This window comes from Rhizobium sp. ERR 942, assembly GCF_007828395.1.
Taxonomy (GTDB): domain Bacteria; phylum Pseudomonadota; class Alphaproteobacteria; order Rhizobiales; family Rhizobiaceae; genus Rhizobium; species Rhizobium dioscoreae.
The window spans coordinates 816,363-839,296 of the sequence record NZ_VIUA01000002.1; the positions used below are offsets into that span (position 1 = coordinate 816,363).

Below are 22,934 nucleotides of genomic sequence, written 5' to 3' on the forward strand. Positions count from 1 at the left end.
AAGGCGCCATCGGCAATACCGTAGCTCGACCCCAGTAGCCAACTGTTCTGCGTATTGAAGGTCCACTCTCCCAGTGATCCTATTGATAAGTGGGGAAAACGCGAGGTGCGAGATTTTAGGAGAGGTCAGGATATTCTATTGATATAATTCACTTTTCCTCGGACGTACTGCCGATTGCGGGGATATGATGCGCAAGATTTTGCATGACTATTTCGGGGTTTGTGCAATATTCTGCACATATGAGGGGATCAAGTCTGAAGCGAATTGTGCTGTTGGTGGTGGCCAGTTTGGCCGCTGCCGCGGCCATTTGGTGTTCGGCCCTTTTGCTTGCGCGTCAGGATGCGCTGAGGCGGCTGGATGCGGAGGCGAACGGGCTCGCGGTCCAGCACATTCGCCTGCTTGACAGTGAGCTCGCGCGGTTTCGGCTTCTTCCAATCGTGCTTGGCGAATATCGTGATCTTGGCGAGGCGCTCGCTAGCCCCACGACGGACGCTGCCCGGCGGCTTGATGAAAAACTTGGTTTCCTGGCGCGGGAAACCGGCGCCTATATCATCTATCTCGTCGATCAGAAGGGGCTTGTCATTTCCGCATCGAATGCGGGGACCGAAGATAGTTTCGTTGGCAAGAACTTCAGCTTCCGCCCCTATTTTTCCGAGGCGCTGAAAGACGGCACGGCGGAATATTACGGCGCTGGAGCGATCAGCGGCCGGCCAGGTCTGTTTCTGGCCCGCAGGGTTGGCGATGCCGCGGCTCCCACGGGAGTCGTGGTCGTCAAATTCGAGTTCGATGCGGTATCGCGGATTTGGGCCAACGACCCCGGAAAAACGTTTGTGGTCGACGAGCATCAGATCATCCTCGCCGCGTCCGAGCCGTCACAGGTGCTGACGACGCTTGCACCTCTATCGTCCGAAGTCCGGGTTGGCATCGCCGCAAGCGGCCAATATCGCGACGCCGCCCTTGGGCAGGGAAATTATCTTGCCGAGGATGCCGGTCGCATACGCGGTCCACGAGGTCGGATCATGATCGCTGCCGAGCAGCCGGTGGGCGGGACACATTTGCGTCTCCTGCATCTTCTCGATACCCGCGCGGCGCTGCAGGAGGCACAGGCGCGCGCGTGGCTGCTGGCGTTACCCGTCATCGTCGGTTTGGCCGTCGTTGTTGCTGCGATCTGGTGGCGGATGACCCGGGCGGCCAGGGCAGCGGCTGATCGGCGAGCGCTTGAGGAGGCCGTCGCCGCACGCACGGCCGAGCTGCACGAGGAGATGGCTGAACGTGCGCGCGCCGAGGACCGATATCGCGATGCTCGGGAGGAACTTGCCCAGGCGAACCGGCTTGCTTCTGTCGGTTCGATCACGGCGGGGTTGATGCATGAAATAAATCAGCCTGTCGCGACCATCCGCACCCTTGCCGAGAATGCGCGCCACCATCTCGCGGCCAATCGTCTCGATCGCGTTGGCGCCAATCTCGATGCCGCGGTCGAGGTGACGGCGCGTATCGGGACGATTACGCAGGAGATGCGACGGTTTTCGCGCAGGGGGCGACGCGCAGCAGCAGCGGAACCGCTCGATGCCATCATTGCGGGCGCCTTGCTGCTGGTGGGGAATCGATTTCGCAAAGCCGGCGTGCGGCTGGATCTGCCGGCGAAAGGGCTGCCGCATGTGCTTGCCGAGCGGGTGCGGCTGGAGCAGGTCATCGTCAATCTGCTGCAGAACGCTATCGATGCGGTTGCCGGTATCGAGGATCCGCATGTTGCGCTGCTCGTGGACGCCGCCGGAAAGGATATGGTGAAACTGACCGTCGCCGATAATGGCCCCGGCATCGATCCGGCATTGGCCAAGGAGATATTCCGCCCATTCATTACCGGCAAGCCCGATGGGCTCGGTCTTGGGCTCGGGATCGCGCAGGACATTATGAACGATCTCGGCGGATCGTTGACTATCGGTTCGTCGCCGCTCGGCGGCGCGGCATTCGTAATGACTATGAGGCGGGCATGACCCTGGAAGCGTCGCAGAAAATCCTTCTGGTCGAGGACGATGGTCCCTTCAATGCAGCGCTTACCGATTCCTTCGTCATAGCGGGCTTCGACGTGGAGACGCATGGTGATGGGCAATCTGCGTTGGCAAGTCTTGCAACCGCATTGCCCGGTGTGATCGTCAGCGATATCCGCCTGCCGCGCATCGATGGGCACGATTTGCTGGAAGCCGTGCTGGCGCGCGATCCGGATTTGCCCGTTATCCTGATGACCGGCCACGGCGATATCGCCATGGCGGTCGGCGCGCTGAAACAGGGCGCCTACGATTTCATTGCCAAGCCCTTTGCCACCGATCACCTGATCGCATCCGTGCGCCGGGCGCTGGAAACGCGCCGCCTGGTGCTGGAAAACCGGCGTTTGCGACAAGCAGCCGCAGAGGCGGAGGACGCAGCGCCGCTTCTCGGCCAGACGGCGGTCATGGCACGGTTGCGCGAGACGATCCGCCAGGTCGCAAATGCCGACGTGGATGTCCTGATCGAAGGCGAAACGGGGACCGGCAAGGAACTCGTGGCTCGGCTCATCCACCGCTGGAGCAGGCGGCGCGCCCGCAGCTTCGTCTCGGTCGATTGTGCCTCCCTGCCGGACGCGATCGCCGACGAGGTCCTGTTCGGAAACCGCGCCCGGCGCGGACGTATTGCCGAGGCAGATCGCGGCACGCTGTTTCTCGACGAGATCGATAGCATGTCCCCCATGCTGCAGGGACGGCTTCTGCGCGTTGCCGAGGAACGCGAGCTGCCTTCGGTGAGCGGCGAGTCGACCCCTGTCGATCTTCGCATTGTCGCTGCGACGAAGAACGCTCCGCATGGCTCGGTGGCTGAAAACCGCGTTCGCGCCGATCTGCTCTATCGGTTGGAAACCGTGCGGATCCGTATTCCGCCCCTGCGGGAGCGCCGGGCTGATATCGGACTGTTGTTCAGCGCCTTCCTCGACGAGGCCGCCCGCCTGCACGGCGTGCCGCGTCCGCCCATCGATGCCGCGATGGAGGCGCGATTTCTAACCGACGACTGGCTGGGCAATGTCCGGGAGCTGCGCAATTATGCGACCCAAGTGGCGCTTGGCCTTGCCTCCGCTTGCAGCCAACCTTCCGTGGAGCTCGGCCTCTCCGATCAGATGGATCACTTCGAGGCAAACATTCTGCGGGCCACGCTGGAGAGATATGGGGGGGATATTTCCGAGGTTGCGCAGGCGCTCAAACTGCCGCGCCGAAGTCTCTATGCCCGTCTGCAACGCCACGGCATCAATCCATCGGCCTACCGTAAGTGAGATCAGTCGCAAGTCGAGAGTGAGAGGGCGAGTATAGTTTACTGCCTCAACTTGATGGCGTGATGCGTATTGAGTGTAATTTTCTCCATATCTGTATAGATGTGCGATGTATAAAATAGATTAACGATGTATTAATCATAATTATTCTGCGTAAAATAGAGAATAATTAATACATGTTGAGATATTGTGGCTCGCCTGCATGATGCAGCAGTTAAATTAGAGAGCTATGATATGCTTGATTTGCCTAAATTGATGCAGCTATTACTATTTGCAGCCGTTATATTGTTATTTTTCCGCTGGGTCGTCGAGGACATGAACAGGTAGCCGCTTTCGGCGCCTGAAGAACCAGCGCCGCGCGATTTGCTTCTTCAGTTCACCGTTTCCCTGTCGTCCCGGCAAGACCGCTTGCGTCTCTATTCGGCAAACTGACGGGGACTGAACAATAGCGCCTGGGGTTTCCGGACGCCATTGAGGCGCATCGTACGATTGTCATGGTACAGGCGCAGATCGCTCTTACCAGCTTCAGGCCATACGGTATCGCGTGCATGAACCCGCATGGTTCAGTGGGCACCTGCGCCGCCGCCGGCTTGCGGACGCTTGGTGAACAGCATGGTGATCGCTGCGATGGCAAGCACCACGCCGATGACGGCGAAGGTGTCGCTGAAGCCCATGATCAGCGCCTGTCTCTTGATGATCTGGCCGAGGGCGATGATCGCCTTCTGCTGGGCTGCCTGATGGTCCGAAACTCCATGCGACAGGAAGTAGCCGGTCATCTGGTCGATCCGCTCGCGAACCTCGTCACGGGCAAGGGTTACGGATTGGCCGATGATGTTGGAGTGGAACTGCTCGCGTTTGGTCAGGATAGTCCCAAGCGAGGCAGTGCCCACGGCGCCGCCGAGGTTGCGCAGCATGTTCGTCAGGCCCGAGGCCGCGGCAGCGTCCGCCGGAGCAATTCCTGCTGTCGTGATCGCGGTGACGGGCGTGATGACGAAGGCTTGGCCGATGGCGCGAACGATGTTCGGAATGAAGAACTGGTCTCCGGCATTATCGGCGGAAAGCGTGACGTTCATGAAGCAGCTAAGCGCAAAGACCGCAATGCCGAAGAAGGCAAGCCAGCGCACATCCACCCGCTTCATCATTAGCGGAACAAGGGGGATCAACAGCAGCTGCGGCAAGCCCGTCCAGGCAAGGACGTTGCCGATCTGCTCGGCATTGTACTTCTGCACCTGGCCGAGATATTGCGGCAAGATGTAGACCGTCCCGAACAGCGCGACACCGACGAGAATATTGGCAAGCACGCCCAGCCCGAAATTCCTTTGCTTCAGCAGCCGCAATTTCACCAGCGGCTTCGAAACCTTCAGTTCGATGATAATGAAGAGCGTCAGGAACACGGCCGCGACGATGCTGAGCCTGACGATGAAGGGCGAGGAGAACCAGTCGTCCTTGTTGCCTTCTTCAAGCACGGTTTGCAGGGCGGAGAGGCCGATCGCCATCGTCACGATACCGGCCCAGTCGCCTTCGCGCAGCAATTTCAGCTGCATGGGCTGTTTGTCCAGCGTTAGGGCAAGTGCCACGACCATGATGGCGCTCGGGCCGGCATTGATGAAGAAAATCGTCTGCCAGCCGTAATTCTCGGTCAGATAGCCGCCGATCGTAGGGCCGATAGCCGGAGCGAAGGTGACGGACAGCGCGAAGATCGCCAGCCCCAAGGGCTGCTGCGGCTTAGGAAGCTTTGTCAGCACCATGGTGAAAGCCATCGGGATCAGCACGCCGCCGGCAAATCCCTGCAGGCCGCGAAGCACGATCATCGTTCCGAGATCGTGGGCAAAGGCGCAGGAGAGAGATAACAGCGGAAACAGTACCGAGTTCACCAGGATATAACGGCGAAATGAAAAGACGCTGCTGAGATAGGCGGTGAGCGGAATGACGACGATCTCGCCGATCAGATAGGAGGTCGAGATCCAGGCGCCATTATCAACTCCGGTGCCGATGCCCCCCTCGATATCGAGGAGGGAGGCATTGGTGATCTGGATGTTCAGGATCGCCATGAACGCGCCGATCATGCCGGCCAGCACTGCGATCCACTCTCTTGTCGATGCGCGCGGCTCCGCCGCTGCGGCCGGCATCGCGCGGCCATCCATTGTGATGGTGGACATTGTGGGGGCTCCCGCCGTCAGTTCCGCTGTGCGGCGTCTGCTTTGGTGTTGATACTCGGCTCGACGGACATTCCCGGGCGAAGTTCACCGCTATTCATGGTCTGCGGGTCAAGCGCAATCCTGACCGGAATTCGCTGAACGACCTTGGTGAAGTTGCCGGTCGCATTGTCCGGCGGCAGCAGGGCGAATTCCTGTCCGCTTGCCGGCGCAAGGCTGTCGACATGACCATGGAAGACCTTGCTGGGGAACATGTCGACTTCGATATCGACAGGTTGGCCGGCATGGACGTTCGTCAGCTGCGTCTCCTTGTAATTGGCGACGACATAGGCCTGGTCGGTCGGCACGAGCGACATCAGCTGCGTTCCCGCCTGGACATATTGGCCGATGCGCAGCGTACGGTTGCCGACGGTGCCGTCGACGGGAGCCGCGATGGTCGTATAGGAAAGGTTCAGCTCGGCCTGGTGCTGGAAGGCCTGACTTTTCTGCAGGGCGGCGGTTGCCTGTGCGATCTGGGCCTTCAGAAGTGCAACCTGTTTGACGGCACCTTCCAGCGTTGCGGTATCCCTGACGATGGAAGCCTGCGCCGCAGCGATCTGCGATGCGGCCTGCTGCGCGGTCTGCACGGCGGCATAACCGTTGGAGGCGAGGCTGGCGTAGCGCTTGTTGTTCTGCTCTGCGAAGGTTTCGTTGGCCTTGTCCACATCCAGCGTTGCGCGGGCTGCGGCGATCGTCGACTGCTGAATATCCAGCGAGGCCTGCTCGGCCTCTATGGTCGCCAAGGCCGCGGCGACATCGGCCTTTGCCTGGTCGAGTGCGGCCCGGAAGTCACGGTCGTCGATGCGGGCGAGCGGCTGGCCGGCCTTTACTGTCTCATTGTCCTTGACCAGCACTTCCGCCAGATAGCCTGAGATCTTCGGGGCGATCGAGCTGTTGTCAGCCTGGACATAGGCGTCGTCGGTCGACACCTCGAAACGGCCGTTCTGCCAATAGTCGTGCCCGTAATAGCCCACGGCGGCGATAATGGCGATCGCGCCCACGCCATACATCAGCCGGCGCGGCGTCTTGCTGCGCTTTGCTGCAGCATTGCCGCCCGCCTGGCCCTGCGGTACCTCCGGGCGAGGCTCGGCTGTTATGCCTTCCTTGGCTTTCGCCTCAACAGTCCCCTGGGCCTCACTGGAAGCGCCTTCGGACGTTACGATATGCAGATTGTTAGCCATGTACTTGCTCCTGACAACGGTCGCTGCCGGGCAGGGGTAGCGGCCAAGTTCATTTTAGAAACTTGCTGTTTTCCAAAATAAGCGCTATAAAATCCAAGTCAACTGTATTTTGGAAAATATCTATGGTCCTAAATCAAAAAGCCACGAAACGACCACGAGGACGGCCGCAAGTCCGCTGTGATGACGACACCAAGGCGATCGTGCTTTCGTCTGCGCGCAAGCGTTTTCTGGAGGCGGGCTATGCCGCTGCATGCGTCAACGACATCGCGCAGGATGCGGGAGTATCGACCAAAACAGTCTATCGGCTGTTCGAAAGCAAGGGCGAGATCTTCAATGCCGTGATTACGGATCGCATCGCGCGCTTCAACGTCGAGGTGGATCAGGGCTTGCTCAAGCACACGGATCTGCATCATGGGCTGGAACAGATCCTGATTGCCTACGGCCGTCTGGCACTGGACCCGGAAACCATCGCGATCAATCGTCTGGCCGTAGCCGAGGCTGATCGCTTTCCCGAAATCGCGGCCTCCTTCTACGAACGGGCGATCAGGGCCTCGACCGTGGTTTTCGAGGTATGGCTGCGCAGCCAGCACGATAAGGGAGCGATTAGAATTGCCAATATCCCCCTCGCGGCCGGCTTCCTCAGGGGCATGATGACCATGGAGCCGCAGCGGGCTGTCATGCTGGGCCAGCGCGAGGCTCCTGACGATGAGGAAATAAGAACCCGCGCGACCGAATGTGCGGCGATCTTCCTGCAGGGCTGCATTTCCGGCTCGGCTTGAGCCGGAAATGGAAGGGCGAATGGTGTCCGCGCAATTGCGGGCAGCCTTCGGACCGGTCAAGGCGCAATGGTGAAACTGTAGCTCCCGTTGGTCTTGTGGCCGTCCGTGGAGAGCGCATGCCATTCGACCGTGTACTTGCCGGCCGGCAATTTGTCGGTCAAAGGCACCATCAGCGTGGTGCCGCTGTTCATCAGCATGCCTTCTCCGGTCTTTACGCTCGCCTTGTCGGGGCCGGTGACCTTGACGCCGCTGAATTTCAGATTGAGGCCTTCCGAGAAAGTCAGGTCGAGTTCGGATGGTGCGGCCTTGACTGTGCCGTCGGCTGCCGGAACGGCCGACTTCAGATGGGCGTGTGCCATGGCCTGGCCGGCAAAGGCGATGCCGATGACGCCGGCAGCGAGGAGCAATTTCTTGATCGGGGGCATTTGGTTTCCTCATCCTGTTGATGATCCGAAGAAGGTCTGCGGATCGTATGATGGCGATCGCTCGATCGCCGATATCCGTTACGGGCAGAGCCGGACGGAATTTCCATTTCCCAGTGGTGCTTACGCGCCACGGAATTAATCCTGCCGCAGCAGATTTCGGATCTTCTGCAGCGCGACATCGTTGTTTTCCTGATAGGCGATGGTGCCTCTGAGATTGCCGCCGGCATCGATGAGCAGCACGGAGGCGGTATGATCCATGGTATATCCACCGTCTGGGCTCGGCACCTTCTTGGCATAGATGCGCCAGCCCTTGATGGCCTTCTGCATTTCGGTGGGATCACCCGTGATCCCGGTGATGCGGTCGGTAAAATTGCCCGTGTAGCTATGCATGATCTCCGGCGTGTCGCGCTCCGGGTCGACGGTAAAGAAATAAGCTTTCAACCCATCGGCCTGCGGTCCGAGCGTCTTGAACCAGCCCGCCATATCGTAAAGCGTTGTCGGGCAAACGTCGGGGCAATGCGTGTAGCCGAAATAGACGAGCGAGGGATGGCCCGACAGGGCCTTTTCGGTGATGGGCTCACCGCGATCGTCCGTGAGCGTGAAGGCTGCGCCGGGACCGCCCGTGGCCTGCACCTCAGGCAGCACGAGGAACGTTGCGTAGCCGATCGCGCCCGCACCGGCGACAAGCATAAGGGCGACGGTGGCTGCAACGAAACGTCGTCTATTTGACATGGGACGTCTCCTTGTTCGCCGCTATCGATCCGACCGGGAAATCGACGTCGACAGAGCCGGCTTTTTCGAATTTGAGCGTTGCTTTCACCGTCTGGCCCTGAAGGAAGGGCTCGTCAACCTTCATGAACATGAGATGATAGCCGCCGGGTTTGAGTTCGACGGTCTGGCCGGCCGGTATCGGCAGGCCGCCGGCAAGCTCGCGCATGATCATGACCTCCTTGTCCATCTTCATCTCGTGAATCTGGACTGTTGCGGCGCGCGGTGAACTTGCAGCCACCAGCCGGTCGTCGGCGCCGCCCGTATTCGTGATGGTCATATAACCGCCACCGACGGGAGCTCCCGGCACCATGGCGCGAACATAGGGCGCGGAAATGGTGAGATCGCCGATTTTGACATCGTCGGCACAAGCGAGGGAGGAAGAAAGGAACGCCAGCCCGAAAGCGGCAAGGGCAAAAATCTGTCTCAGCATGATCGATATCCTTGATCCGGAAAAGGAGCGGACAGGCGAAGCCTTTGGGCTCCGCCCGGTCTCGTCAGGAAAAGAAACGCCGGAGCGGCGGCACGAAACGAACCACGAACCGGTCGAGGAGCAGCATCGCGACGATGGCGGCTCCCGTCAGCGGGAAGGCCACCCCGAAGATGATGGCGATGAGCCACAGGCCGATATAGACCGATTTCTGCGGCGGCATCGGCGGCACGCCGAGACGGCCCGATGGCCTTCGCTTCCACCACATGGTGGCAGCCGTCACGCAGCAAACAATGATGGCGAGACAAGTGGCCAGCATCAGGAGCTGGTTGAAAAGCCCCCATTCCTGTCCCTGATGGAGGTTGATGCCCCATTCGATCGCCTTGCCGAGCGCCGGATACTGGTCATAGGAAATGTCGACGAGCGGCTTGCCGGAATATTGATCGATGTGGACCGTTCGCTCCTCGCCGAGGTCGCCGAAATAGTGACTTGCGGTATAGACGCCGGTCGGATCTGATGGGATCGCAAGATCGGAGCCTGCAACCATGCCTAGGCCATGCATGATGTGGACCGCTTTGTTCAGGCCGATCGGCCTTGCAGATTGCGCTGCGGCGATATCAGAGAGCGGAACGGGCGCATTCTCAACCACCCAGCCGGCGCGGCTGACAATATCCTGTGTGACTTTCGTCGATTTCGGCACCTCGTCCCACACGGCTGCCGGCGTGCCGAGATTGTTTGCAGTCAGCCAGGCGTTGACGTTGGCGCCCCAGTAACCGGACCACGGCATGCCACTGAAGGCCAGGAAGAAGATCAGGATGCCGGCAAAGGCCCCCGTCACGGCATGCAGGTCGCGCCAGAAGACGCGCCGGGACGGATTGCCGCGAACCGTGAGCACGCCGCCGCTCTGCTGTCGCGGCCACCACAGATAGATGCCGGTCACCACGAGGACGAGGGCAAAGCCCGCGACGACCTCGATGAGGCGATTGGTCCATGTCCCGAAATATTCGAGGCTGTGGATACGCTTGACGACCCAGCCGAATTCCTGCTTCGAGCCGACCGATCCCAGAATGCTGCCGTCATAAGGATTGACGTAGACGATGGTTGATTGGCCGTCCTTGGATACCGTTACCCAGGCTGAGCGGTTCGGTGCCGACGCTTCGTGATAGGAGGTTGCGCGGGTGCCGGGAAAGGCTGCGAGTGCCGCATCGGTGATCTGCTGTGGCTGCAGCATCGTGCCGGTCTCGGCAACGAGGTAGCGATGCGAATAGAAAGTGTCGGCAATCTGATCCTTGAACAGATAGAGCGAACCGGTGATCGCCAGATTGAGCATGAAGGGAATGACGAGAAGGCCAGCAAAAAAATGCCAGCGCCAGATCGCGCGATAGAGCGAGACATTATGGGTTGCTGCGACTGCAGGCTCTGCAGCGGTAAAGGCAGACATGAAATCCTCCGAAGATCGGCAGGCTGCCGCGATCGATCTGGGGAGGGGTGGCGATGGTTCGCCATTTGAGGTGAGCTTGCTTCACTTGGGCGGCCGGACCAATCGGCCCCGTCTTCTTCGGCAAAGTACAGTCAGGAACCCCAATCCTCAGATTTTACGACCAAAGGGTCGCGATGCGGCAGCGTTGACGGCGGGCGTCACGGCGAGGCCGCAGCGCCGGTTCAGCCAACGATGTCGAGGAGGGGAGGCGCTCTCGGTCCTGTGTTCGGCGGATAAAGCTGGCGGTGGAAAGCCTCCGATCTTGCGACGACGGTTTCTCCGCGTAGGGAAGCAAGGCACTCGCAAATGTCGGTCGGAGGCGTGGGCAGCATCGCAGCGGACGCGATCCGGCATGCCTCGCATCCAGGCGCATAGGCTTTCCCATGCACCTTGCCGTCGGCATCCTTGTAGGTGACGCAGAGGATGGGCAGCGATCCGTCCGGAAGCCTGTACTGGGCAAGCTCGATTGGGGATACTTCGTCCGCTATTGCCACGATCGGCTGATGGGCGAAGCCGACAAGCAACAATGCAACGGCGCAAAGAATGCGCGTGCTCCACTGTCCTATACGCGAAATTGTCTTCCGCATTCTTGTCCCCACCACCGCATTCGCGGATAAGGTTTCACTCATAGGGCAGGCCTATCACAAGCGCAATGCGTCAATTCGTGCCGTGATCCTGCCGCACTGCCGATCGATGAGAAGCATATAAACTATTTTTAGAGATCGCATGGTATCTCGTAAGGACTTCGACCATGCCGCCACAGCTCATCCATTGCGGCGCGTAGCGAAGACTGGGAATAGCCATGGAAATCGAAACACATTTGATCTCGCTAATACGTGTCCTCGGCCAGGTGGCGATCATTGTCTATGCCTATTCCTGGGTCATCCGTATCGTCGAGCGCGGCGCTTTGAAATCCGTGGCCGTCGGGCTGCTGTTCGGGCTGGTCGGCATCCTGTCCATGGGCGATCCCATCCAATGGATGCCAGGTGTGATCCAGGATGGCCGGTCGATCCTCCTTGTTCTTACGCCGATCTATGGTGGCCTTCTAGGAACCATTGTCGCTGCGGTGATGATGGCCCTGTTTCGGTTCATGGTGGGCGGCATGGGCGCCGTGGTCGGCGTTGCCGGCATCGTGATTGTTGCGGCCGTGGGCTATGCGCTCAGTCTGCTGCCGCGGCAATGGACCGGCACGGGCTGGCGGCGATCGGCCCTGTTCGGTCTGGCGACCTGCTCATCCATTGTGGTTGTCTTCCTTTTGCCGTGGGCGGTTGCGCACGCCCTGCTCCTCTCGGCGACACTTCCGGTGACGATCGTCAATATCCTCGGCGTCATGCTGCTGTCAGACCTGCTGCAGCGGGAGCAATATCGCATCGGCATACAGCGTGCGCTGGAGAATGAAGCGAGCCTCGACCCACTCACAAGGCTGCCCAACCGCCGCGTGCTGCAGCGCGAAGGCGATCGATGCAGCAAGGAAGCGGGTACGCGGCGCATCCCTTTCTCGATTATCATGCTCGATATTGATCACTTCAAGAAGATCAACGACAGCTGGGGCCATTCCTTCGGCGACACCGTTCTGGCGCGGCTGGCCGATGTTATCAGGCAAACCGTGCGCAAGACCGATATTGCGGCCCGCTATGGCGGCGAGGAGATCGTCGTGTTGCTGCCCAACACGGACATGAGGGCTGCGGCTGCCGTCGCGGAGAAAATTCGCAAGGACATCGAGGGTACAAGCCTGATGTTCGAGCAGGAAGCCGTCCATGTCACCGTTAGCATCGGTATTGCTTGCTCCCTTGAGCCGACGACGGATTTCAAGCATGTGCTCGAGGCTGCCGATAAGGCACTCTATCGAGCGAAGGCGAGTGGAAGAAATCGGGTTGAACTGGCGGAGGCCGCATAGGCCGGCTGTCATTCTTCGGCGATGAGCACGGCATGCTTTCCCGCATTTCCCGGCAACTCGCATGCGCGAGGATCTGCTGCAGGAAGCATCCCGGCAGACAATGCATGATTTCGCCGCCCTCGATCCCTCGGAGCGATCACGGGAAAAACGCGATGTGGTTCAGTTCAAGCGGTGGCGGAACATCCAGGCGGCAACCGGCATCGTCGCGGCGGCGATGGCGACGAGTGCCAGCATATCCGGAAACAGCGCGTCGATGCCGGCACCTTCGAGATAGACGCCGCGCGTGATGCTGATCGCGTATTTCAGCGGATTGATCATCGTCGCATATTGCAGGACTTCCGGCATGTTGTCGGTCGGCGACATCAGACCGGAGAGCAGCATGAACGGCATCAGGAAGACGAAGCAGAGGATCATCGCCTGCTGCATGTTGGCGGCAATCGACGATAGGAATAGCCCGAAGCCGATGGCCGCGGCAAGGAAGAGGCTAAGCCCGAGATAAAGCGTCAGGAACGAACCAGCAAACGGAATGCGGAACCAGAACAAGGCCACCAGCAGGATCGTCGATGCCTGGGTAATACCGACGATCATCGAGGGAACAGCCTTGCCGATCATGATTTCGGTCGGCGTGAACGGTGCGACAAGCAATTGATCGAAGGTGCCTTCCTCGCGTTCGCGCGCAACGGACATGGCCGTCAGCATCATCGTCATCAGCATGGTGATTGTGCCAATGAGCGAGGGAACCATGCTCCACCGCGTTTCCAGTTGCGGGTTATACCATGCCCGCGTCGTGACCCTCATGCTGCTGTTGAAACTCCCCTTTTGCGCCAGCCAGTCGGAGGTGAAGTCGCTGACGATCGTGTTGGCATAGCCTTGCGCAATGCCGCTGGTGTTGGAATTCCTGCCATCCGCGACGACCTGCACCGTGCCCGTGGTTCCGGCTTCCAATTGCCGTTCGAAATCGCGCTCGATGACGATGATGAGTACGGCTTGCTTGGTATCGAGCAAGCGAATGGCCTGTCCGGTCTGCGTCAGTGTCGCCACCCTTTCGAAAATGCCCGATCCCTCGAGCTTTGCTACGAGGTTTCTCGATGTCGTCGTCCTGTCCTGGTCGACGAGCGCATAGGGAACATGATTGAGATCGTAGGTGGCGGCGTAACCGAAGATCAGGCATTGCAGGATCGGCGGCACGACAAGGCTTGCCCGGCTTCTCGGGTCCTTCAGGATAACGAGAAGTTCCTTGCGGATTAGGGTCAGGATGCGCAGAAGCGATGCGATCAACATGGCTATGCGATCCTCTTGCGGGTCATGCGCACGGCAAGGGCCAAAAGCGCTGTCGCCATGCCGGCAAGCACAGCGGCGTTGGGCAGGATGACGCTCCAGATATTGCCGGCGAGAAACAGGGTTTGCAGCAGGGTAACGAAATATCGGCCGGGGAAGATGTAGGTGATGATCTGCACGGCCCAAGGCATGCTCCTCGGATCGAACATGAAGCCGGAAAGCATCATGGCTGGCAGGAAGGTCACGAGAACTGTGACCTGGCTGGCAATGAACTGGCTCTTCGTGATTGAGGATATGGCAAGGCCGAGTCCCAGCGCGACGAGAAGATAGAGCATGGATACGACGGTCAGGACCAGCAACGATCCGCGAAGCGGCACGCCAAAGAGAAGCCGGCTGCCGACGACGCAGAGCGCAAGGCCGGCAAGCCCCAGAAGAAAATAGGGGACGGTCTTGCCGAGCAGGATCTCGGTCGAGCGCACCGGCGTCACGAACAACGCTTCAAAGGTGCCGCGCTCCCATTCCCGCGCCATGACGAGGGCGGTCAGCAGCGCGCCGATCAGCGTCATGACGAGGACGACGAGACCGGGGACGAGGAAATAGCTGCTGTCGTTGGCCTCGTTGAACCACAGGCGGGATTCGATGGTGACGCCGCTGCCGCCGACCGTCCCTTTGCGCGAGGCTTCCTTGGCGGCCCAGACGCCAACGGCCGCTTCGGCATAGCTCAGCGAGATGCGCGCCGTATTGGTATCGCTGCCGTTGACGACGGCCTGAACCTCGCCACTGCCTTGAGCAACCTTTCGCGAGAAATCCGAGGGAATGCGCAGGATCGCCTGAACTTCGGAGGACAAGAGCATCCTTTCTGCCTCCGCCATCGTCTTGACGGGCTTCGGGGAGAAGTAGCTTGAGAGCTCGAAGGCCGAAGCGAGGCCGCGCGCCTCGGCTGAATTTTCTTCCATGACGATCGCGACGGGAACGTTCTTGACGTCGAGATTGATGCCGTATCCGAACAAGATCAGAAGGGCCACGGGCATGACGATGCCGATCGCGATGCTGCTCGGATCGCGCAGGAGCTGCCAGGTTTCCTTGCGGATGAGGGCGCGGATGCGGCGCAAAACTGGGCGCAATCCTTGGCCGGAGCTGTCTATGGGCTGGTTCATGCCGCCTTCTCCATTTTCCGATGGCGCTCCTTCTCGACGATCGCAATAAAGGCCTCCTCCATCGTCGCTGCCGCCTCGCCGTGCGCTCCCGCGTGAGCCCGGATTTCGACCGGTGTTCCCTCGGCCAGGTTTTTGCCGGCATCGAGAATGATGATCCGGTCGCAATATTCGGCCTCTTCCATGAAATGCGTCGTCACGATGATGGTGACGCCCTGTTCGGAGAGCGCAGTGATCCGTCCCCAGAATTGCCGCCGTGCCAGCGGATCGGCGCCGCTGGTGGCCTCATCAAGGAAGAGAATATCCGGTTCGTGCAGCAGCGCGGCGGCCAACGCCAGCCGCTGCTTGAATCCGCCTGGCAACTGTCCGCTTGGTAGCTTTGAGAACTGGTCGAGTTCGAACTGGCTCTTCAGGGCGCCGATCCTGTCCTTTCTGCGCCGGCCGCGTAAGCCATAGGCGCTCGCGAAGAATTCCAGATTTTCGTCGACGCTGAGCTGGCCGTAGAGCGAGAATTTTTGCGCCACATAGCCCAGTTTTTCTCGTGCTTTCGCACCTGCCGTCAGGAGGTCGGAGCCGGCGACCATCAAGGTGCCGCCAGTGGCCGGAAGCAGGCCGCAGAGCATCCGGAACGTCGTGCTCTTTCCTGCGCCATTCGGACCGAGGAGGCCGTAAACCTCACCTTTGCGGACGCTGAAGCTCACATGGTCGACGGCCGTGAAGTCCCCGAATTTGCGGAGGAGGTCGCGCACCTGCACGACCGTTTCATCGCCGTTGCGACGGTCGGATGGCTGGCCGGTGTGCGTCTGGCGCTCGGCGTCGCCGACGACGGCGGAAAACAGCATCATGAAGGCGTCTTCGAACCGGGGCGCGACGCTCTCGGTATCGAGCTCAGTCTCATCCAGCCGCAGCGGCTCGTGCGTCCGCTCCGGCTTGCGAACGATCCGGACGCGGCCGGCTTCCGGCACGGCATCCACAATGCCGGGCAGCGCGAACAAGCGCGCCTGCAGCGATCTAGCCGGCATGTCCTCCGGACCCTGTACCATGAAGCAACAGCCATCGGCCTTTGCCGTAATCTCTTCCGGTGGCCCCTGATCGAGGATTTTGCCCGCATGCATCAGCACGGCATGTTCGCAGCGTTCGGCCTCATCGAGATAGGAGGTTGCCACGATCACCGAAAGCCCGTCCTCCTTGACGAGCTTGAAGACGATCTCCCACAGCTCGCGTCGCGATAGCGGATCGACGCCGACCGTTGGTTCGTCGAGAAGCAGCAGTTCCGGCGCCCGCACCAGCGTGCAGGCAAGGCCGAGCTTCTGTTTCATGCCGCCGGATAATTTTCCCGCCGGCCGCTCCTTGAAGCGACCGAGCTGCGTCATTTCGAAGAGGCGCGGATAGGTCTCGTCACGCTGGGATTGCATCACGCCATGCAGATCGGCGTAAAGATCGAGGTTCTCCTGAACGCTCAGATCCTCGTAGAGACCGAACTTCTGCGGCATATAGCCGATCCGGTCCTGAACGCGCTGCGGTTCCCTAGCAATATCGACGCCGATCACCTGCAAACCGCCTTCATCCGGCGCGATGAGGCCGCATGCCAGGCGCAGCAATGTCGTCTTGCCGGCACCGTCCGGGCCGACGAGGGCGGTCAGCGCTCCCTTGCGGACGTCGAGCGAGACATCGGCAAGCGCCTCCACCATTTCGCCGGTGTCGCGGCGAAAGGTCTTGCGGACATTCCTTGCTGTGACTGAGAGATCGCCGGCGCTCATGGCATTCCCACTCTATTGCTGCTGTGCGGTTGCGACATTCGCCTGCTCGCCGGGAAGCGGCCGGACGGTTGCCGGCATGCCCAGCCGCAGCGCGTTATCGGGATCGTCCACGAAGACCCTGACTTCATAGACGAGACTTGTGCGCAGCTCTTCCGTCTGCACCGATTTCGGCGTGAACTCCGCAACCGAGGAGATGAAGCCGATCCACCCGGGGATCGCCCGTCCCGGCAGCGAATCCACGCTGACGTTAGCCTTCATACCGGGACGAAGCATTCCAAGCTGTGTTTCCGAGACATAGGCGCGCACCCATTTCGGGCTGATCGTCGCAAGCGAGAATGCTGCTCGCGTGGGTGAGGCCATCTCGCCGGGCTCGATCAGTCTGGACTGCACGATGGCGTCGACCGGCGCTTTCAGCTCGGCATCGGCAAGCTGCTGGTGCAGAAGCGCGACATTGGCTTCCGATGCATGCAGCTGCGCTTCCGCCTCCTGAATGTCCTCGACGCGGGAACCGACGACAAGCAGATCGAGCGCCTTCTGATTGGCGACGACCTTGGCGTCGGCAACGGCGGCGGCAGAGCGCGCCTCATCCAAAGCCTGTTGGCTGACGGCGGCCTTGGGAGCAAGCGCGTTCTGGCGCTCGAACTGGGCGCGGGCATTGACCGCTTCCGCCTTGGCGGATTCGAGATTGGCGCGGGACTGCGCAATCTCTTCCGGACGATTACCGTTCTTGAGGCGCTCAAGATTGGCCCGCTGGCTTGCTGCCTGCGCCTCGGCCTGGGCGACCTGGGGCTGAAGACGGCTCGTATCCAGCCTGGCGACGACCTGGCCTTTCTTGACTTGCGCGCCCTCTTCGACAAGGACTTCGGCGACGCGTTCGCTGCCGTTGAAGGCGAGGGTAAGTTGCCGGAAGTCGATATTTCCATAAAGAACAAGCTCGTTCGAGCCGTTGTCCCGATGGAAATACCACCAGGCTCCGCCCGCGGCGGCGATCAACAGGAGCAAGATGACGATGATGCGCTGCATGCTGTATTTGAACTCCAAAGAGATGCCAGCTTTGATGAAACGAACGGTGACAGAGATCGATCCGCGGGACGATTATAACACTTGTCAAATTCAAATTTCAAATTAATATTTGAATTACTAGAAGGCGAAAGCAATGGCCAGAGGCATAAGACGAACGGCGCGATCTCGAGATCGGCAGGACGGGGCTGCCACACGGATAAGCCTGCTTGAGGCGGGCGGCGCCGTTTTCGCCGAATTCGGCTTCGATCGCGCGACTGCAAAGGAAATCGCCTTGCGTGCGGGAACGAATGCGGCGGCGGTCAACTATCATTTCGGCGGCATCGAAGCCTTGTACGAAGACGTTCTTGCCGAGGCGCATCATCGCCTGATGAGTTACGATGTGCTTGCCCGTACGGTGAGCGCGGACATCGAGCCGAAGGAGAAGCTGCGCCGATTTATCGGGTTGCTGGTCAAAGTGGTGCGAACCGGCAATGAGCACTCATGGCCGGCCAAGGTGATTGTCCGCGAACTGATCGCGCCGACGCCGCACATCGACAAGCTGCGGCGCGAGGAAATCGAGCCCAAGAAAGGCCTACTGTTCGGCGTCATCGCCCAGATCATCGGCGTGGCGCCGGACCATCCGCTCGTTGCTCAGGCGGCGCTTTCGACGATGGCGCCATGCTTCATGCTGCTGGTAGCCGAAAAGCGCGTGTCCGAGATCATTCCGGCGCTTGGACGGGAAGCGACCACGGATGAGGAGCTGGCAGACCGGCTCTTTCGCTTCACGCTTGGCGGCCTTACCCAGCTCTCCCTGCCAGTACAGGCGGCGGCGGGATCACCGGAACAGCCGAGCTGACTCCTGGCAAATCGCGCCTCGGGAAATGCTTCAGCCTTCGAAACCGAAACGTTCGACATCGAAGTCGTCGCCATCGTACGCTTCGGCCTGGGCCTCCGCCATGTCGTCATGCATCGGAATGGGCGCGCTGACGAGGCTCGGGAGCGTCATGTCGACTGCCATGCCCGGCGGTTGCAAGGCCCAGGCGACGATGGCTCCGGTCGACATGGCTCCGACGCCGCCGGATACGTCCTGCACGGCAGAGCTTGGCAGCCGCTCCATTGGCTGCATCTTTGCCATGGCGCTATCGGCTGTATTCTTCGCATTGTCCGAAACTACGAGCTTTCCGGCGTCGCTGCGTCCCACGATCAGGCTGGCGAACACAGCGGGAGGGGTGGGTCTCTCCGGTGCGGCCGTCGGGACAACGACGATGCTGCTGGTCGGCCGCCAAGCCGGCAGCGGAACGGCATAGGCCGCAAGATCGGCAAAGGGCTGGCTCTTGTTTTCTTCGGTCACTCGTTTGCCGAGCTGAAGCTCCAGCCCGGTCAGGGCCCGGTTCCTGGGCGTCGGCAGCATGCTGGTGAGAAGGCTGCGGTCGGGCGTGTCATTGCGTGACGCTATCGATGACCCGGCGTCGTCATCGTCATCCATGACGGCTGCGATCCTGCTGCTCATTTGAGATGGCCGCTTTTTGGATTGTGCGACCGCCACATCATAGCCCGGCAGCGGTCTGCCATCTGCGGGCACATGAAGCGTCTGCCCATTCGGGAAAAGCCGCGCGAGTTCCTGGCGCGACATTCTCGGCCAGGCCCGCACCCTGCCGACATCGAGATGCACGAACGGCGAGTCGGAATTGGGATAAAAGCCCACGCCGCCGATCTGCATCTGCATGGCGATCGCGCGCAGGCTCGCAAGTTTCACGCCGGGAATGTAAAAATCCATCGCCTTGCCGAGCGTATGTTGGCTGTGTTTGGCAACGCCGGAGCTGCGCGAGCGGTTGCGCAGCATGCTGTTGGTCGAGGGAGAGCGGTAGGCCGAGACGACGTGAATGGCCTCGTTGGCTCCGCTGCGGCGATAGACTTCCCAGACGAGATCGAGCAATTCCGGATCGATCCTGGTCGGCTCGTTTTTTCGCCAGTCGCGTAAGAAACGATTGATCTGAGCAAGGCCCCGCGGGTCATATTTGCCGCCGCGTTTGAAGACGATGGTCGCTCTTTCCCCCGTGTGGGTGAAGAAGAGCTTGAGTGCCCGATCCTCGGCCGCCGCGGTGCCGGCAAAAGCACCGAGCACCAGCATTGCGATCAGCGCCACCCGGCAAGCGACGAATGAGAAAGTCGTGGCGAAAACCGTCGCCGGAATGGAAAAGATCACGTGATGCACGGATACGACTTTCGCCCTTGCTAAGAGAAACAGAAATCAGAGGCGCCGCGTCCGCGGCATCGCTATACCCTCCAATTATGGTCAACAAATCCCTAACGGACCGTTTATAGGTGGAAACGGCAAAATTTTGTCCGTTCGAGCGCATTCATAGGGCGGCGGAAGTCACCTCCAGCCCTGGCGACCCTTATTCCGGAAAGCTTCAGCTGTACCGTTGCAATTTTGTGAGGGCATCAACCAGTGCCTGTAAGGCGCCGTCTTTCGAAAGATGGGGAAAACCCGGCTTTGCAAACGTTTTCGCGTGGGTTGCAAACTGCCGGCCAAGACAGCATCATCCCGCCCCATGAGTGGACAGAATCGATTTGCTCCCCCATCAAGCGGGCAGCAAACAATCAGACGTAGCGACCTGTTGCGGCAGCTCCGGCGGGCCGGACTGCGCCGTTTGACGACCATTGTCGCACCTGCCGGGTATGGCAAGACCTCTCTTGCCGTTCAATGGTATGAGCTGTTGAAGGAGGATGGTGTCAAGCTCTGCTGGGTGTCGCTCGATGCCGAACATACCAATCAGGAAGCCTTTCTGCTCGCGTTGATCGATGCCCTGCAGACGCTGCTTCATGAGGATGGCGCGGATGCCGGCAACCTGCCTGCGGCGGCATTGCTTTCCGTGCTGGCGACGCGCCTGCGCAAGATCGAGGGGCCGCTCGTCGCCTTTCTCGACGACTATCATTTCGCCCAGACGGATGCGACCGAAGCGCTGATGGCGAAGATCCTCGCCGACCTCTCGCTCGAACATGTCAAGCTGGTGCTGGTCAGCCGCAGCCCGCCGCGCTTTCCGCTCTCCGCATTGCGGTTGCGTGGTGAGTTCAAACAGTTCGGTGTTGCCGAGCTTGGCTTTACCGATGCCGAAGCGGGAGAGCTTTTCGCCGGTAAGGGCACTCATCTGACAGAGGAACAGGTCGGTTCCTTCAATCGCCGGACCGAAGGCTGGGCCGTCGCGCTGCAGATGGTGAGCCTGCTCGTATCGGAATCGGAAGAGAGCGACAGCATTCTGGCTTCGTTCGATGGCGGCGGTGCTGATATGGGCTCTTACCTGTCGGAGCAGGTGTTCGAACATCTGCCTGAAGACATACGTGAGTTTCTCATCGGCACGGCCGCCCTTCCGGCCTTCAATCATTCGTTGCTCGAAGCCGTGCTGGAAAGCAGAGAGCAGGCGGATCTCAGCGAGAGGCTGGCCGACTATGCGCTTCCGGTCACATTGCTGGCAGGCCCCGGCAACTGGATGCGGTTTCATCCGGTCTTCAACGAGTTCCTGAAGAAGACCGCCAGCCGCAGGGGTATCGATGCCAATCTTGCACTCAATCGTGCAGCCCACTGGTTTGAGGCGCAGGGCGACATAGATCGGGCCGTGCATCATGCGCTTGCGGCGGGCGACGCCAATCTTGCCGCGCGCATCGTCGAAACAGCTGGCGGCTGGCGGCGTGTCTATGCCACCACCCGCGGCGGCGCGACGCTCTTTCAGGCCTTGAGCGGACGCGCCTCGGAAATCGATCTCGTCCGCTTTCCGCTTGCAACACTTGGGCTCTCGATCTTCAACGCCAAGGCGGCGCAGCTTGCTGCGGCCAATCATTATCTTGTCATCGCCGAACGGGCCGCTGCTGCAGACCCGACCTTGGCAAAGGACCTGCGCGTCGTGCGCATCCTTCTGGCGCTTTATACGGATCACTGGGCGACGGCGGCCGATCTTTCCGCACTTGAAGATGATTTGCGGCAGCCGGATGGAATGGAGCTCATTCATCGGGCGCTGGCCCTTAACATGCTTTCCTACAATTTCCTGATCCGCAGCGAGCTCGACCGGGCCTTGCACTACGGGCATCTGGCCATTCGAGCCTTTCGCGACGGCGGCGCCGATTTCGGCGCCATGCACCTTTATACCCATATCGGCCAGGCCTTCTTTCTCTCCGGCGATTGTGCGAGTGCTCTGTCGGCCTACGAAGAGCTGATCTGCGAAGCGCAGACCAATATCGGTCCGGGCAGCGATCTCGATGCCGTCGGCCAGGTGTTGAAGGCCGAGGTTCTGTCGATGCGCGGCGAGGCGGAGCCAGCGGCAGAGATGCTCGGATGGGCGCTGCCTCACCTTGAGCTTCATGATACCTGGTTTGACCTTCTGGCTGCGGGCTTCATGGCCGAGCAACGGATCCTGCGCATGCGCGAGGATTTGCTTTCCGCCCATGCAGCGATGGATCGCATTCGCGCCGTGGCACGGCGACGCGGCTTCGATCGGCTGACGCGACTGATTGACGGCGAGCGTGCCATGCTGCTCATGGCATCGGGCGATCTCGATCAGGCAATCCGGCATGCCGAGGCCAACGGCTTCGGCATGCAGGCAATCGTTTCAGATCGCGCCAATGCGCTGGCCATCCATCTGCGCGGAGCCACGCCGGCGATCTTCTGGACACGCGCCTACCTGGCTCTTGGCGAGAAGGCCAAAGCGCGCGAGGTCTTTGATCAGTTCAGGATGGGTCAGTCGCAACGTCCGCATGTCCCGCGCGCGATCGAGCTTGCTCTCATCGAAATAGGGATCCTTCTTGCGGAAGGCCGCGCGGATCTCGCCGCCGCCAGCCTTTCCGATCTCGTGTTGACGACCCCCCTCGACGACTACCGGGCGCTGCTTCATCTCGATCACTCCGCGGGACTGGGCGAGCTTCGCGCACTCGCCAATCATCCAACTGTCGCAAACGTTCCTCGAAAGCGTCTCCAGTCTCTGCTCATGAGTGGTGAGACGGTGCACGAACCTGCCGCCGATGATGGCGGCTATGCCTTTACCGGCCGGGAACGCATGGTGTTGGAGCTGTTGAGTTCTGGGCTTTCCAATAAGGAAATCGGCCGGATTCTGGCCTTGTCCGACAATACGATCAAGTTTCACCTGCGCAATATCTTTGCGAAGCTCAATGTCTCGACGCGGACTGCGGCCGTGACCGCAGCGCGTCAAAAGGGCATGCTCGATCGCTAACCTACCCGTTCGGGTAGGTTTTGAGGCGCCCGCCCACCCATCGGGAAGGCTATCGACGGACGAAAAAACAC

18 protein-coding genes are annotated in these 22,934 nt (G+C 60.4%); 6 read left to right on the top strand and 12 right to left on the bottom strand.

Features of this window, described 5'->3' with window-relative positions; translation table 11 throughout:
- Positions 1–278: 278 nt before the first annotated feature.
- Together FBZ97_RS10605 and FBZ97_RS10610 are read left to right on the top strand one after the other, a co-directional pair.
- Positions 279–1,994 (top strand): ATP-binding protein, encoded by a 1,716-nt coding sequence (locus tag FBZ97_RS10605; protein WP_246661756.1) that lies wholly within the window; start codon positions 279–281, stop codon positions 1,992–1,994.
- Positions 1,991–3,295: a sigma-54 dependent transcriptional regulator gene (locus FBZ97_RS10610; protein WP_145319196.1), complete on the top strand. Its 1,305-nt coding sequence runs from the start codon at positions 1,991–1,993 to the stop codon at positions 3,293–3,295. Before FBZ97_RS10605 ends, FBZ97_RS10610 begins: the two co-directional genes overlap by 4 nt.
- Positions 3,296–3,855: 560 nt before the next feature.
- Here the strand turns inward: FBZ97_RS10610 and FBZ97_RS10615 are convergent.
- Complete coding sequence (locus FBZ97_RS10615) at positions 3,856–5,451, bottom strand: DHA2 family efflux MFS transporter permease subunit (protein WP_113329473.1); 1,596 nt, start codon at positions 5,449–5,451, stop codon at positions 3,856–3,858.
- Between the two features lie 17 nt (positions 5,452–5,468).
- On the bottom strand, positions 5,469–6,668 hold the full coding sequence (locus tag FBZ97_RS10620) for an HlyD family secretion protein (RefSeq protein WP_145319199.1): 1,200 nt from the start codon (positions 6,666–6,668) through the stop codon (positions 5,469–5,471).
- 122 nt (positions 6,669–6,790) lie between these two features.
- Between FBZ97_RS10620 and FBZ97_RS10625 the strand changes: the two genes are divergently transcribed.
- Positions 6,791–7,447: a TetR/AcrR family transcriptional regulator gene (locus tag FBZ97_RS10625; protein WP_145319202.1), complete on the top strand. Its 657-nt coding sequence runs from the start codon at positions 6,791–6,793 to the stop codon at positions 7,445–7,447.
- Between the two features lie 56 nt (positions 7,448–7,503).
- On the opposite strand, the gene copC is transcribed toward FBZ97_RS10625, so the two are convergent.
- From copC to FBZ97_RS10650, 5 genes are all read right to left on the bottom strand, one after another.
- Positions 7,504–7,872, bottom strand: coding sequence for a copper homeostasis periplasmic binding protein CopC (gene copC / locus FBZ97_RS10630; protein ID WP_145319204.1), 369 nt, complete (start codon positions 7,870–7,872; stop codon positions 7,504–7,506).
- Between the two features lie 135 nt (positions 7,873–8,007).
- A complete protein-coding gene (locus FBZ97_RS10635) occupies positions 8,008–8,604 on the bottom strand; it encodes an SCO family protein (RefSeq protein WP_145319207.1) in 597 nt (198 codons plus the stop codon).
- Positions 8,594–9,073 carry a copper chaperone PCu(A)C gene (locus tag FBZ97_RS10640; RefSeq protein ID WP_145319209.1) on the bottom strand — a complete coding sequence of 160 codons (480 nt, stop codon included), beginning with the start codon at positions 9,071–9,073 and terminating at the stop codon, positions 8,594–8,596. The genes FBZ97_RS10635 and FBZ97_RS10640 overlap by 11 nt, the downstream gene beginning before the upstream one ends.
- Positions 9,074–9,137: 64 nt before the next feature.
- Positions 9,138–10,511, bottom strand: a complete 1,374-nt coding sequence (locus tag FBZ97_RS10645; RefSeq protein ID WP_145319212.1) for a PepSY domain-containing protein — start codon at positions 10,509–10,511, stop codon at positions 9,138–9,140.
- A 221-nt stretch (positions 10,512–10,732) separates the two neighbouring features.
- Positions 10,733–11,137 carry a hypothetical protein gene (locus FBZ97_RS10650; protein ID WP_186449478.1) on the bottom strand — a complete coding sequence of 135 codons (405 nt, stop codon included), beginning with the start codon at positions 11,135–11,137 and terminating at the stop codon, positions 10,733–10,735.
- Between the two features lie 215 nt (positions 11,138–11,352).
- Between FBZ97_RS10650 and FBZ97_RS10655 the strand changes: the two genes are divergently transcribed.
- Positions 11,353–12,447 (top strand): diguanylate cyclase, encoded by a 1,095-nt coding sequence (locus tag FBZ97_RS10655; RefSeq protein WP_113329465.1) that lies wholly within the window; start codon positions 11,353–11,355, stop codon positions 12,445–12,447.
- Positions 12,448–12,606: 159 nt separating this feature from the next.
- Here the strand turns inward: FBZ97_RS10655 and FBZ97_RS10660 are convergent, their stop codons facing one another.
- Genes FBZ97_RS10660 through FBZ97_RS10675 form a run of 4 tightly spaced genes read right to left on the bottom strand, consistent with a single transcriptional unit; the run spans position 12,607 to position 17,662 of the window.
- Complete coding sequence (locus tag FBZ97_RS10660) at positions 12,607–13,728, bottom strand: ABC transporter permease (RefSeq protein ID WP_145319218.1); 1,122 nt, start codon at positions 13,726–13,728, stop codon at positions 12,607–12,609.
- 2 nt (positions 13,729–13,730) lie between these two features.
- On the bottom strand, positions 13,731–14,882 hold the full coding sequence (locus FBZ97_RS10665; RefSeq protein ID WP_145319221.1) for an ABC transporter permease: 1,152 nt from the start codon (positions 14,880–14,882) through the stop codon (positions 13,731–13,733).
- Complete coding sequence (locus FBZ97_RS10670; protein WP_145319225.1) at positions 14,879–16,639, bottom strand: ATP-binding cassette domain-containing protein; 1,761 nt, start codon at positions 16,637–16,639, stop codon at positions 14,879–14,881. Before FBZ97_RS10670 ends, FBZ97_RS10665 begins: the two co-directional genes overlap by 4 nt.
- Positions 16,640–16,651: 12 nt before the next feature.
- Positions 16,652–17,662 carry an efflux RND transporter periplasmic adaptor subunit gene (locus FBZ97_RS10675; protein WP_145319228.1) on the bottom strand — a complete coding sequence of 337 codons (1,011 nt, stop codon included), beginning with the start codon at positions 17,660–17,662 and terminating at the stop codon, positions 16,652–16,654.
- 133 nt (positions 17,663–17,795) lie between these two features.
- Here FBZ97_RS10675 and FBZ97_RS10680 point away from each other — a divergent pair, with 133 nt between their 5' ends.
- Entirely contained in the window at positions 17,796–18,497 is a 702-nt protein-coding gene (locus FBZ97_RS10680; protein ID WP_145319231.1) for a CerR family C-terminal domain-containing protein, read from the top strand.
- Positions 18,498–18,527: 30 nt separating this feature from the next.
- On the opposite strand, the gene FBZ97_RS10685 is transcribed toward FBZ97_RS10680, so the two are convergent.
- Entirely contained in the window at positions 18,528–19,856 is a 1,329-nt protein-coding gene (locus tag FBZ97_RS10685) for a DUF882 domain-containing protein (protein ID WP_186449479.1), read from the bottom strand.
- 439 nt (positions 19,857–20,295) lie between these two features.
- Here FBZ97_RS10685 and FBZ97_RS10690 point away from each other — a divergent pair, with 439 nt between their 5' ends.
- Positions 20,296–22,863 carry a LuxR C-terminal-related transcriptional regulator gene (locus FBZ97_RS10690; RefSeq protein ID WP_246661731.1) on the top strand — a complete coding sequence of 856 codons (2,568 nt, stop codon included), beginning with the start codon at positions 20,296–20,298 and terminating at the stop codon, positions 22,861–22,863.
- Positions 22,864–22,934: the final 71 nt, after the last annotated feature.